The organism is Streptomyces massasporeus, from assembly GCF_014648995.1.
GTDB lineage: Bacteria > Actinomycetota > Actinomycetes > Streptomycetales > Streptomycetaceae > Streptomyces > Streptomyces massasporeus.
In genome coordinates, this window is sequence record NZ_BMSE01000002.1 from 47836 (window position 1) to 60866 (window position 13031).

Below are 13031 nucleotides of genomic sequence, written 5' to 3' on the forward strand. Positions count from 1 at the left end.
GTCAGCTCCTTACGAGGGTGGCGGCGGGGGCCGGGACGCGCTCCGCGAGCGGGATCACGGGCGGGATCGACTCGGGCGGCTCCCCGAGCAGCACCCGGCGCACGACGCGCTCGGCGGCCCGTCCATCGTCGAACTGGCAGAAGCGCTCCCGGAACGCGGCCCGCAGGGACGTGGCGGTCTCGTCCGCGTAGGAGCCGTCGCGGAAGACGGCCGCCAGCTCCTCGGGCGTCCGGGCGACCCGGCCCGGCGGGAGCTCCATGAGGTCGAAGTAGACGCCCCGGGTCTCCCGGTAGACGTCCCAGTCGTCGGCGTAGGCGACGATCGGCCGGTCGAGGTTGGCGTAGTCGAACATGATCGACGAGTAGTCCGTGATCAGCGCGTCGGCGGCCAGGCAGACGTCCTCCGACGAGCGGTGCCCGGTGACGTCGATGATCCGCCCGCCGCCCCTGCCGGGCCCCTGGTCGTAGAAGTAGTGGGCGCGCAGCAGCACCACGTAGTCGTCGCCGATCGCCTCACAGAACTCCGCCAGGTCCAGGCCCGTCTCGAAGCCGGTGGCGTAGTCGCGGTGCGTGGGTGCGTAGAGCAGGGCCTTCTTGCCGTCGGGGACGCCCAGTTCCCTGCGGACGCGGGCGACGTCCTCGGCGGACGCCCTGCAGTAGACGTCGTTGCGCGGATAGCCGTACTCGAGCGTCTCGTGCGCGCCGGGGAACGCCCGCTCCCACATCTCGGTGGAGTGCCGGTTGGACGTCAGGTTGAAGTCCCAGCGGTCCACCCGGGCCAGCAGCTTGGCGAAGCTGCCGGTCGCCGCGGCCACCACGGGGTACGTCGCCTGGTCGGCGCCCATCGTCTTCAGCGGGGTGCCGTGCTGGGTCTGGAGGTGCACGCTGCCGGGGCGCTTGACCACGGCGTCCGCGAAGTTGGCGTTGTTGACCAGGTACTTCGCGCGTGCCAGCACCTGCCAGTACTTCCGGCTGCCGATCACCGCGTGCTCGACGCCCGGCGGCACGCTGCCCACCGCCTCCGGCTCCACCAGGAAGACAGAGCGCAGATGTGGGGCGAGCAGGCGGGCCTTGGCGTGGATCGCGGCCGGGTTGCAGGCGTAGCCGCGGCCCCAGTACGCGCAGTACACGACGAGGTTCCGGTCGAGCGGGAGGCGCAGGGCGGCCGCGTAGCGCAGCCGGGTGCGCAGTCCCCGCGGGCGGGGGAGCAGCGCGGCGGCCCGCGACGCCGTCCGGTGGGCGGCGCGCAGGGTCCGGAACGCCGCGTACGACCCCGAGGCCAGCAGCCGGTGCTGGACGCCGACGCTGCCGCCGGGCGCCCGGTATCCGGCGGGGCGGTGCCGCCGGTAGAGCGCGCTCGCCCGCCGGAAGAAGGCGCGGCGTCCGGACGTCAGCCGCCGCGGGTGGGCGGCCGTCTTCAGCACGGCGGCGAAGAGCTGCTCGAACAGCGGCTTCAGCCGGTCCGCCGGCAGGTCCTGTTCCGCGGCCCGCGCCAGCACCCGCTCGGTCTGGTCCAGCAGCTCGGCGTGGTGCTCACCGGGCAGACCCAGCCGGTTGCCCTGCCGGCGCAGCAGGTGCCGGACGACGACCGCGCGCAGGGCCGCGACCCGCTCCGCCCGCAGGGCGACCAGCCCGCCGAAGCCGACATCGGTGAAGTGGTCGCCGGGGAAGGCGAGATCCCGCTCGGTGAGGAACGCCCGGCGGTAGACCGCGCTCCACGCCGGGAGCGCCACGCCCGTGAGCTGCGGAGCCCGGCCGGGGGAGAAGGCCCCCTCCGGCGTCCGGGCGAGCAGGGGCGCCGCCGGGTTGGTCGGCTCGCCCTCCCACCAGGGGGTGCGCTCGTGCTCGAAGTACAGGACGTCGACGTCGCCCACCGCGCTCATCCGCGTGTCCAGGGCCGCCAACGCCCCCGGGACCAGGACGTCGTCGCCGTCGAGAAACAGCACATGGCCGCCGACCGCCGCCTTCAGCCCGGTGTTGCGCGCCCCGGCCAGACCGGCCGACGGCGGCGAGTGCACCGGCGTCACCCGGGAGTCCCGCTCGGCGTACCCGGCGACGACGTCCGCCGCCGGTGCGTCGGGTGCGTCGCACACCGGGATCAGCTCGAAGTCGCCGAACGACTGGGCGAGGACGGAGTCCAGCGCCTGGGACAGCCGGCCCGCGACCCCATGGGACGGGACGACGATGCTGAAGCGGGGCATTCTGCTCTTTCTGTCGAGGGCGGTCGTCGCAGGGTGGTGGTGACGGGCCGTCTCATTCGGCGCGCGGTCCGTCCGGCGTGCCGTTCACACGGCGCGCGGGCGTCCCGGACGCCCGGACGGGCGGCAGGAGGGCGGCCGGGACGGTGTCGGCCGCGACGGGCTGGAGGGCATGCGGACTCCCCGGATGAGAACCGTGGTCAGAGGCTGTCGGTGACGGCGTGCGGGGAGGCCGGCAGCGGCACCGTGGTGAGCGGTTCGCGCGTCAGCGACGCCGCCGCCGACGGCACCGGGCGGCGCTCGCCGAGCGGCACGACCGGCGGCAGCTCCGACTCCCCGAGGACGACCCGGCGCACGACCCGCTCGGCGGCCCGGCCGTCGTCGTAGGTGCAGAACCGCTCGCGGAACGCCGCCCGCAGCTGGGCCGAGCGGGACCCGCGCCAGTGGCCGGTGGCGAAGATGTCGATCAGCTCGTCCTCCCCGCGAGCGATCGCGCCCGGCGGGAAGTCGCGCAGGTCGAAGTAGGTGCCGCGGGCCGCGTCGTACGCCTCCCAGTCGTCGGCGTGGACCACGATCGGCCGGTCCAGGTTGGCGTAGTCGAACATCAGCGACGAGTAGTCCGTGACCAGGGCGTCCGACGCCAGGCAGAGCGACTCCACGCTGGGGTGCCCGGAGACGTCGACGACCCGGCCGCAGGTGCTGGTCAGCGGGGCCTCGTAGGCGTGGTGGGCGCGGGCCAGGACGACGAAGCGCGGGCCGAGGCGGCGCACGATCCGCTGGAGGTCGAGGGGGTGGCGCTGGGAGCGGCGGTAGTCGCGGTGGGTCGGCGCGTACAGGATCGCCACCGCGCCCCGCGGGATGCCGAGCGAGGCGCGCAACCGGGCCACGTCCGCCGGGGTCGCCGTCCGGAAGACGTCGTTGCGGGGGTAGCCGTACTCCAGCGTGGTGTAGCGGCCGGGGTGGACGCGCTCGTGGGTCAGTGTGGTGTGGCGGTTGGCGGACAGCACGTAGTCCCACCGTTCGACGTCCTTCAGCAGCCGCGCGAAGTCCCGGCCGCGGGCCGCCGCGGGGCGCTCCTGGAGGTCGAGGCCGAGATGGCCGAGCGGGGTGCCGTGCCCGGTCTGGATCAGGACCTGGCCGCGGCGCTTGGCCAGGCGGTCGTCGAAACCGGTGTTGCTGACCAGGTAGCGGGAGCGGGCGAGCGCCGTCCAGTAGGCGGCCGTCCCGGGGACGAGGCGGCGCGGGCCGGGCGGGATCGTGTGGTGGTGCTCGCGGCGGGCGATCCACGCCGTGCGGATGTGCGGCGCGAGCTCGCGGAACGCGGTCTCCAGCGCGCCCGGGTTGCAGCCGTGCCCGCGGCCGTCGTAGGCGGCGAACGCGGCGCGGTCGGCGCGCAGCGGCAGGCAGCGCTGCACGCGGTAGTGGGTCCTGAGGGCGGCCGACCGCAGGCCCCTCAGCAGCTTCCCGGTGGTCCGGGCGGCGGCGCGCTGCAGGGCCGAGGCCAGTTGCAGGGTGCGGTAGGTGCGGTGCAGGCCGAAGCGGATCAGGACGTGGTGGATCCGGCAGCGCAGGGGGACGGGCACGCCGGGGGTGCGGTAACGGCGGTAGTGGGCGCGGGCCCGGCGCAGGAAGTCGGCGCGCGAGCCCCGCGGCAGCCGGTCCCGCCGGGAGTACACGATCGCCAGATGGTGCACCATGCGGCGGAACAGCACCGGCCGCCACTGGGCCAGTTCGGGACGCTCGTCGACGAACGCGAAGACCCGCTCGTACTGCTCGAAGACGTCGAAGTGCCGCTCGCTGGTGGTGCGCAGGATGCTGCCCTGCCGCCGCTGCCGGTAGTGCACGCAGACCCGGTCGAGGGTCGCGATCGAGTCGGCGGTCATCAGCACCGGGTACGTCCACGGCGTGTCCTCGTAGACGCCGGGCGGGAAGGCGAACTCCTCCCGCTCGACGAACTCCCGCCGGTAGGCCTTGTTCCAGGCGACCATCAGCAGCCGTAGCAGCCCCGGCCGGTCCTCCAGCCGGAACGGCGCCGGGCCCTGCTCGGTCAACTGCAGGGCCGCCTGGTTGCGGATCGCCTCACCCGTCCAGTACGTGCGCGCGTAGTCGAACACCAGCACGTCCGGCTCGCCGGTCTCCTTCAGCCGGTCGGCGATCGAGCGCAGCGCGTCGGGCGTCAGGGTGTCGTCGCTGTCGAGGAACAGCAGGTAGTCGCCGCTCGCGTGCGCCACGCCGGCGTTTCTCGCGCGGCCCAGACCGACGTTCTCCGGCAGATGGACGGGGCGGACGCGCGGGTCGCGGGCGGCGAACTCGTCGATGATCGCGCCGCACGCGTCCGGCGAGCAGTCGTCGACGACGATCAGTTCCAGATCGGGACAGGACTGGGAGAGCACCGATTCGAGGCACTCGTGCAGGTACGCCTGAACCTGGTACGCGGGGACAATGACACTGAACCTGGGCAAGAGGCCATCCATCGGTCGGCGCGGGCGTTCGGCCCGGGAACGGCCGATGGGCCGACTTGGTTACGGTGGCTACGGCATCCGGGGGAACGCGGAAGGGGCGGACCGCCCCCGGCCCGCCCTTCCAACCGCCTTGCTGTAGAAGCTATTTGACCGCGCCCGCCATGACGCCGGACACGAACTGCCGCTGGAACGCGAAGAAGACGGCCAGCGGGACCACCATCGAGATGAACGCGCCGGGTGCCAGCACGTCGATGTTGTTGCCGAACTGCCGTACCTGGGTCTGCAGTGCGACCGTGATCGGCTGGCTCCCGGAGTCCGAGAAGATCAGCGCGACGAGCAGGTCGTTCCACACCCACAGGAACTGGAAGATGCCGAGGGCCGCGATCGCCGGGGCGCCGAGCGGCATCACGACACGGAAGAACAGGCGCAGTTCACCCGCCCCGTCCAGGCGCGCCGCCTCCAGCAGCTCGCGCGGGATCTCCGCGAAGAAGTTCCGCAGCAGGAACACCGCGAACGGCAGTCCGAAACCGACGTGGAAGAGCACCACGCCGAGCACCGAGCCGAAGACGCCGATCTTGCCGAAGAGTTCGGCGATCGGGATCAGCGCCACCTGCACGGGCACGACCAACAGACCGACCACGCCCAGGAACCACCAGTCCCGGCCCGGGAACTCCATCCAGGCGAAGGCGTAGCCGGCCAGCGAGCCGATGATCACCACCAGCAGGGTCGCCGGGACGGTGATCCACACCGTGTTCAGCAGGCTGCTGGTGATGTCCTCGTTCTCCAGCAGCTTCCGGTAGCTGTCGAAGGTGATCTGCGAGGGCTCGGTGAACACCTTCCACCAGCCGCTCGCCGCGATGTCCTCCGGCGCGCGGAGACTGGACAGCAGCAGTCCGATCGTCGGCACCAGCCAGAACAGTCCGACGACGATGAGGAACACCCGCAGCAGTCCGCCGCTGACCCCCTCGGCGAGCCGCGAACCCAGCGACTGTCTGGCCTTCATCGCCGCACCTCCCGCCTGAGCCTGCGTACGTTGAACCACATCACCGGGATCACGAGCAGCAGCAGGAACACCGAGATGGCGCTGGCGATGCCCGGCTGGTCCTCGGAGAACCCCTTGCGGTACAGCTCCAGGGCGAGGACGTTCGCGTCGTCCTGGGAGGAGCCCGGAGCGATGATGAAGACCAGGTCGAAGATCTTCAGCACATTGATCATCAGGGTGACGGCGACGACCGCGAGGACAGGCGCCAGCAGCGGCACCGTGACGCGTCTGAACACCTGCCACTCGCTCGCGCCGTCGACCCGGGCCGCCTCCAGCAGCTCCCGGGGCACGCTGGCGAGCCCGGCCGCGATCAGCACCATCGCGAAGCCGGCCCACATCCAGATGTACGAGCCGATGATGGACGGGGTGACCAGGGACGGGCCGAGCCAGTCCAGGCCGTTGTACGGCTCCTTGAAGTTGCTCGCCGGGAGCCGGAGTTGGGCCCCGTCGGCCGCGGCGGGCAGCGTGAAGGTGCCGTCGTCGGCGGCCGTCGCCGACGCCACCACCTTCCCGTCCTTCACGGCCTCGACCTTCATCCCGGCATAGCCCAGTTCGGCCGGGTCGACGGTGTTGAGCGTGCCGACGCCCTTGCCGCGGGTGAAGTCCTGCCAGGTCGTGCCCGTGACCTTGTCCGGCTCGGGCTTCGGCGCCACCGCGGCTTTCGCCCCGTCGGGCATCAGATCGGGCGCCACACCCACCAGCGGCAGCGAGACCGCCTCGCCCGTGCGGACGGGTGACGTGGTGATGAACGCGCCCCCGCCGGCCGGTTTCAGCGGCGATTCCCGGCCGGGGTGGGCCTTCGGGAACGCCGACGCCTGGGAGAACGTGTCGTGCACGCCCACCCACACCGCGTTCGCGACGCCCTTGTCCGGGTCCTGGTCGTACACCAGGCGGAAGATGATGCCCGCCGCCAGCATAGAGATCGCCATCGGCATGAAGACGACCAGTTTGAACGCCGTACCCCAACGCACCCGTTCGGTCAGCACCGCGAAGATCAGGCCGAGCGCCGTCGCGATCGTCGGCGCGAACACCACCCAGATGATGTTGTTCTTCAGCGCGGTGCGGATGCCCTCGTCGGTGAAGAGGGACTTGTAGTTGTCTATTCCGGCGAAGCCGTCACCGGACTGGTCGTAGAAACTGCGCACGACCGAGTACCCGATCGGGTACACCACGAGCGCGCCGAGCAGGACGAGCGCGGGTAGCAGGAACAGCGCCGCGACGGTCCTGCGGGTGCCGGTCACACTCTTGCGCGACTTGGGAGCGGCAGGGGGCTTGTCGCCCCCTGCCGCCGAAACCGACGTCATGACGTCAGTTCCCGTAGGCCGCGGCCGCTTCGGCCTCCAGCTTCGCCTGGGTCCCCGCGATGTCCTTCGGGTTCTTCAGGAAGTCCTGGAGGATCTTCCACTCGCCCTTGCCGGGCGTTCCGCCGAAGGCCTGCGGGGCCTGGTCGGACATGTCGAAGCGGAAGTCGTCACCGGCGTCGATGAGCGCCTTGGCGATCTTCTGCTGTACCGCGTTCGGATAGTCGGAGTTCGGCACGTTCTTGTTCGGGGAGAGGTAGCCGCCCAGCTTGGCCTGGATCGACGCCGCGTCCGGCGAGGCGAGCCAGGTGGCCAGGGCCTGCGACCCCTTCGAGTCCTGGAGGATCACGGCCGCGTCGCCGCCCGAGACCACCGGTCCGTTGTCACCGACCGCCGGGAACGGGAACACCTTCGCGTCCGTGCCGATCTTCATACTGGAGGGGATGTTGACCTGCGCGAAGTCGCCCGCGGCCACCATGGCGGCCTTGGGCTGGTCCCCGCCGGTGAACACCTGGGTGACGGATGCCGGGAAGTCGGTCTGCAACGCCCCGCTCGCCCCGCCCGCGATCCAGTCCGGCTTGCCCCAGACCTGCGCGAGCGTGGTCAGCGCGTCCTTCACGGACGGGTCCGTCCACTTGATCTCGTGCTTGGCCAGCTGGTCGTACTTCTCCGGCCCGGCCTGGGAGAGGTACACGTTCTCGAACCAGTCGGTCAGCGTCCAGCCCTCGGCGCCGCCGATGGAGAACGGGGTGACGCCGGAGTCGAAGACCGTCTGCGCGGTGTTGAGCAGGTCCGGCCAGGTCTCGGGCTCACTCGCCCCGGCGTTCTCGAAGACCTGGTTGTTGTACCAGATCAAGGACTTGTTGGCGGCCTTGTAGTAGACGCCGTAGGGCTTGCCGCTCACCTTGCCGATGTCCTGCCAGCCCTGCGAGTAGTTCTCGCCGAGCTCCTTGACGGCTTCGGAACCCAGCTCCTTGGCCCAGCCCTTGTCGACGGCCTGCTTGATGGCGCCGGGCTGCGGCAGCATCGCGATGTCCGGCGGCTGCCCGCCGGCCACCTTCGAGCCGATGAAGTTGATGATCGGGTCCTGCGCGGGCACGAACGTGACCTTGGCGCCCGTGCGCTTCTCGAACTCTTGCAGGACCTTCTTGAAGTTGGCCTGTTCGGTGCCGCTCCACACGGCGGCGACCTCGAGGCTCGTCCCGTCCAGCTTAGGAAGGGTGACGTTGGTGGTGGTGTCGTCGGTGTCGCCCGTGCTCCCACCGCTGCCTTCGTCGCTGCTTCCGCAGGCGGACAGCGAGAGCGCGAGGGCTCCCGCGGCGACGGCGGCCGCTGCCTTGGCGGCTCTGCGGTGCTGGGGGGTCGCCGTGTCCGGCTTGGGCGACCAGCGTGTCCGGATGGTGCTGCTCGTCATGCGCATGACTGCCCCGTTCTTCGTTCCTCGTCGAACGTCGAGCGCGCTCCCGTGCGATCTGGTCTACGCCCGGGTGTGCGGGGGCGGCAAGATGGCGTCGGCTGTCAAGCGGGGGATCGTGACCCCCTCGTGACCAGGGACTCGGCCCCATGACGCCGGGTGGGGTCGACGGCCGTCCTCGGTCACAGGAGCGACGGCACCTTCGCCGCCGCGACCTCCCGCGCCGCCCTTTCCAGCGCGCTGGCCAACAGTGCCAGGTCGGTGGGGCCGTTTCCGAGCTCCCGCACCGGACGGCGGGCCGGAGGGTCACCCATGCGGTGCCATTCCAGGGGCACGACCGTGGGGCGCAGTGTCGCCGTCCGGGGGATCCGGCCCGTGACCCGGCCGCCCTGGAACGGGGTGACCCGTCCGTCCGGACCGGTCAGCCTCCCCCGACCGGGCGCGGGCTCTCCCCCAAGTTCTCGGCTTCGCTCGAACAGGGAGGTGCCCCCACGGCCCGGGGCGGGCATGTCGAGCGTGACGCGCAGGGTGGCCCGGCGCGCCGGTTCCGTCTCCGCCGTGCGGGCGCACGGGCCGGTCGCCGCCACCAGGTGGACGCCGAGCCGCTCGCCCTCCCGGGCCACGGCCTCCAGCGCGCGCATGACCGATCCGGCCGCGGGCCGCCCCGTCGAGCCGAGTGCCGGGGAGACCAGCGCGTCCAGGTCGTCGACGACCACGACGAGCCGGGGGAGCGGCGGCGCGGCCGCCTCCGTCTGCCGCCGGGCCGCTCCCGGCCGCAGCCGCATGGTCGAACTGGACGGGGAGTCGAGGTCCCCGGCCCCTCCCTGGGACGTGGCCTCGGCCCGCTCACCGCCCCGCGCCGTCGCCGTGCGCTGGGCGACCATACGGCCCGACAGCTCGCGCCCGGTGTGCCACTCGGCGAAGTCGGACCGCCCGAGCAGCTCGGCGCGCCGCTTCAGCTCGGCGCTCAGGGACTGTGCGAACTCCCGCATCCGGACCGGGTCGTGGGCCATGAGCAGCGTGGTGACATGCGGAACGTCCGTGCACACCCGCAGCCCCTCGCCGTGGCCGCCGCCCGCGCCCGGGCCGCCCCGGCCGTCGACCAGCACGATGCCGAGGCGGTCCGGCCGCTCGGCGGCGGCCAAGGACGCGACGACCGCCCGCAGCAGCTCCGTACGGCCGCTGCCCGGCGGGCCCTCGATCAGCAGGTGCGGCCCCTGGGCGGCGAGGTCGGCGCAGACCGGGCCGCGCGGCCCGGCGCCCAGCACCGCGCGCACGCGACCGCCCAGCGCCTCGGCGTCGTCGGCCGCGTCCGCCCAGCGCGCCATCAGCGACGCCGGGGTGGCCCGGGCCAGGCCCAGCTCGTCCAGCAGGCGGGCCGCCTGCGGCAGCGGTGCGGAGACGCGCGGCTGGCGCTCGCTCGCCGGGCCGTCCGTCCGCAGCGGCGCCAGCGCCCGCGCGAACCGCTCGGCCCAGGCCGCGGAGACGGCGTCGACGGTGGCGACGGTGCCGTGCCCGACCGGCCCGGCCGGTGAGCCGTCACCGCCGGCCCGGGCCACGCGCATCAGCCGCAGGGCCGTCGCCACGTCCCCGCTGAGCAGCGCGACCGCGCCGCAGTGCCGGAAGGTCGGTGCCACCGCGCAGGCCGCCTCGTACGTCTCCGTCACCGGCGAGGCCGGGGAGGCGGCGGCCGTCTCGGCCAGGCAGACGACGTGTATCCCGGCCCGGGGGCCTTCCAGGGCCAGCCGCGCCACGGCTTCGCGCAGGTCGGCGCCGCCGGGGTCGCCGTCGACGACCACGACGGTGTACGGGCCGGGGAAACCGGCGGCCGCGTCGGCACCGGAGTCGTCGTCCCGGGCCCAGGAGGGGCGGCGGGGGGCAGGGACGGAGTGGTCCGGGGACGGGGCGGTGCCGGTGGGCTGCGTGCTGCCGGTCACCGAGGTACTCGTCGGCACACCGACGCTCCCTGCCGGGCCGGAGCCCGGGGCCGCATCCGCCAGCTGGTCCTCCAGACGGCGGGTGAGTTCGTCGGTGCGGGCCGCCGCCTGTTCGCGGTCGTGGGCCAGGAGCAGCCGGCAGTCCTGCCCGTGCCCCGGACGGACGTGCGGCAGCCAGCCCAGCCAGGACCACTCGGCGGTGCGCTCCTCCAAGGAGCGGGAGCGGTCCGCGGCGATCAGGACGATCTCCAGCGAGTCGGGGGAGTGCAGCGCGGTGAGCTGGGCCAGGACCGCACGGGTCAGCCCGGCCAGCCGTGCCCGCGGCCCGGCCAGTCCCAGGGCGCCGACCTCGCGCAGCCCGACCGTCACGGGTACGGCGGGCAGCAGGCCCGAGCCGTCCGGCGCCGCCCGGTCGGCCGTACCGAGGCGCACGGCCAGCGCCTCCGGGTGACCGGGGCCGCGCTCCCACAGCCGCGGCCCGGGCCCGAGGGCCGTGAGCAGCAGCGTGGCCGGGTCCGGCCAGGTCTCCGGGGCGGCCGGTGCGACGACCGGGTGCTGCTCCGCCGCGACCCTGGCGGCCGGCTGGCCCTCGTACGCCTCGCGCGGTTCCGCCGCCTGCTCGCCACGCCCTCCGGTCAGCCGCCGGGCCCACGCCCCGATCCCACCGCGCCTGCGGGTTCCCGGGGGTACGTCGGTGCCGCGGAGGGGGGTGCCCTTGCGCCCACGGCCGGAGCGCTGGTCCGCGAGGGCCGGGTCGTCGGGAGCGGCCGGCCCGTCCGTCTCCCGGGGGTGAGGACCGGTTCCGTCCGCTACGCCGAACGCCGCGAGCCCGGAACGACCCGCGTGCGTGTCCCCGGCGCCGCTCACCGGCCGGGCCGGGGCGCCGGGAGGAGTGATGGGGGAGGGCCCCTGAGCGGCTTCGGGCTGCCGGGTGGGCGTCCCGTGCGTCTCGGAGGCAGTCCGTGCGGCCCCGGCCTGCGAACGCGCCGCGTCCTCGGTGCCCGGGTCGGGCACCTGACTCGCGCCGTTCCCGGCGCGCCGGGCGCCCTGGGGCGGCACCTCGCCCCGGCTGTCTCCCGTGCGGGCCGCACCCGCGGCGCCCTGGGCGGGCGCCTGACTCCAACTGCCCCCAGCACCTCCGTCGCCCCGGGGCGGCACCTCGCTCCACCCGTCCCCGGCATGGGCCGCGCCCCCGGTGCCCTGGGCGGACGCTCGACTCCACCTGTCCCCTGTGTGGGCCGTACGCCCTGTGCCCGGAAGGGGCGAGTGGCTCCGGCCGGCCCCCTGGGCCGGCGCCTCGCTCCGGCCGTCTCCGGCGCGGGCTCCGCCGCCGGCGCCTTGGACAGGCGCCTGACCCCGGCTGTCCCCTGTGTGGGCCGCACCCCCGGTCGGCACCTCGCTCCGAGAGCCCCCGGCATAGGTCTCACCGCCGCTGCCCGCAGGGCGTGCTCCGCCGCCGTCCCCTCGCCCCTCCGGCCGTTCGGACGCCGCGCCCGGGCCCTCGGTCTCGATCCGCGGTGCCCCGCCCTGCCCGGGCACCACGGCCGGATCAGCCGGGCCGCGCCCGGAGGCACCGGGCGTGCCCCAGGGCGCCGAGCCGTAGGCGTGGTGCGTGGGACCGGCGGGCCCGGTCGGTCCCGGGTCGGCCACGCGCGCGTGCGACGCGGCCGCGTCCCCGGCGGGCCCGGCCACGCGCACGTGCCCCTCCCCGTCCGGCGTCGTCTCGACCCGGCCCCCCGGCCCCCCGGCGGGAGCCAGCCGCAGGGCCGACTCACCGATCCGCAGCAGCGCACCCGGCGCGAAGGGGACCGCCCGGCCGTCCACCCGCGCGCCGTTCACCGTCGTGCCGTTCGTGGAGTCCAGGTCGGCGACCGCGACGCGGCCGTCCGCGCTCACCGTGACCGTGCAGTGCAGCCGGGAGACGTCCGGGTCGTCGAGCGGTACGTCGGCGTCGGCGGAGCGGCCGACGCGGATCTCGCCGCCGTGCAGAAGATGGACACCGCCGGCGTCGGGGCCGGCCACGACCTGGAGCTGGGCCGGGGCGTCGTCCAGCTCGGGATGCGGCTCGGGCTCGCCCGGCGCACCCACGGACAGCACGGCACCGTCGGTCAGCGGGGGCTCGCCGAGCGTGCAGCGCTGGGCGTCGAGCCGCTGCTCCCCGGCGTACAGCACGGGCGTGCCCGAACCGTCACCACCGGAGACCACCTGGGCGAGCGCGGACGCCACCGCGGCGAGCGCCGTACCGGCGGGTGCCGTGACCAGCACGTCGCTGCGCGGGGCGCGATCCCGCGCCGGCGCCGACGGGCCCAGCGGATCTACGACGGTCAGCCGGATCTGCATCGCCGTCAGCGGTCCCTTCTGCCCGGGCGCGGAGTCCCCCACCCCGCCCCAGCACGTCGGCCAGTACTGCCAGCATCCTCGCACCTGCCACTGACAGCGCGCCCCTCGCTCGGGAAAAGGTGATCTTGAATGGTCGGCTCTGCCCGCAAAAGTGCCTGAGAGATGACCCACAGGCGACCGCTTGAGATCAGTCACGCTCACTCCCGGCAACCACAAGACCGAGGTGAGCGTCTTTCCTTCGAACGGCTGTGAGGGCCGTTACGTAAGACCCACTGCGTGGGACCCACGACGCGAGACCCACAGAAGACGACACACCGGTCCCCGGCCCCCCGGCACTA

At 73.8% G+C, this 13031-nt stretch carries 6 protein-coding genes; all 6 read right to left on the reverse strand.

The features are described from left to right. Position 1: 1 nt before the first annotated feature. The 6 genes from IE153_RS05135 to IE153_RS05160 all read right to left on the reverse strand — a co-directional run bounded on the left by IE153_RS05135 (position 2) and on the right by IE153_RS05160 (position 12693). Positions 2-2200, reverse strand: coding sequence for a bifunctional glycosyltransferase/CDP-glycerol:glycerophosphate glycerophosphotransferase (locus IE153_RS05135; RefSeq protein WP_189588591.1), 2199 nt, complete (start codon positions 2198-2200; stop codon positions 2-4). Between the two features lie 197 nt (positions 2201-2397). Further along, positions 2398-4659, reverse strand: coding sequence for a bifunctional glycosyltransferase/CDP-glycerol:glycerophosphate glycerophosphotransferase (locus tag IE153_RS05140; RefSeq protein ID WP_189588592.1), 2262 nt, complete (start codon positions 4657-4659; stop codon positions 2398-2400). A 142-nt stretch (positions 4660-4801) separates the two neighbouring features. After that, complete coding sequence (locus IE153_RS05145) at positions 4802-5662, reverse strand: carbohydrate ABC transporter permease (RefSeq protein ID WP_189588593.1); 861 nt, start codon at positions 5660-5662, stop codon at positions 4802-4804. Next, positions 5659-7005 (reverse strand): carbohydrate ABC transporter permease, encoded by a 1347-nt coding sequence (locus IE153_RS05150; protein WP_229828823.1) that lies wholly within the window; start codon positions 7003-7005, stop codon positions 5659-5661. Before IE153_RS05150 ends, IE153_RS05145 begins: the two co-directional genes overlap by 4 nt. A gap of 4 nt (positions 7006-7009) precedes the next feature. Then, entirely contained in the window at positions 7010-8422 is a 1413-nt protein-coding gene (locus IE153_RS05155) for an ABC transporter substrate-binding protein (RefSeq protein WP_189588594.1), read from the reverse strand. A 176-nt stretch (positions 8423-8598) separates the two neighbouring features. Further along, complete coding sequence (locus tag IE153_RS05160) at positions 8599-12693, reverse strand: FHA domain-containing protein (RefSeq protein WP_189588595.1); 4095 nt, start codon at positions 12691-12693, stop codon at positions 8599-8601. Between the last annotated feature and the right edge of the window lie 338 nt (positions 12694-13031).

Excerpts from the sequence above, each read along its gene's own strand:
- IE153_RS05135 (WP_189588591.1), bottom strand. The coding sequence starts at position 2,200 with ATGCCCCGCTTCAGCATCGTCGTCCCGTCCCATGGGGTCGCGGGCCGG.
- IE153_RS05145 (WP_189588593.1), bottom strand. The coding sequence starts at position 5,662 with ATGAAGGCCAGACAGTCGCTGGGTTCGCGGCTCGCCGAGGGGGTCAGC.
- IE153_RS05150 (WP_229828823.1), bottom strand. The coding sequence starts at position 7,005 with ATGACGTCGGTTTCGGCGGCAGGGGGCGACAAGCCCCCTGCCGCTCCC.
- IE153_RS05155 (WP_189588594.1), bottom strand. The coding sequence starts at position 8,422 with ATGCGCATGACGAGCAGCACCATCCGGACACGCTGGTCGCCCAAGCCG.
- IE153_RS05160 (WP_189588595.1), bottom strand. The coding sequence starts at position 12,693 with ATGCAGATCCGGCTGACCGTCGTAGATCCGCTGGGCCCGTCGGCGCCG.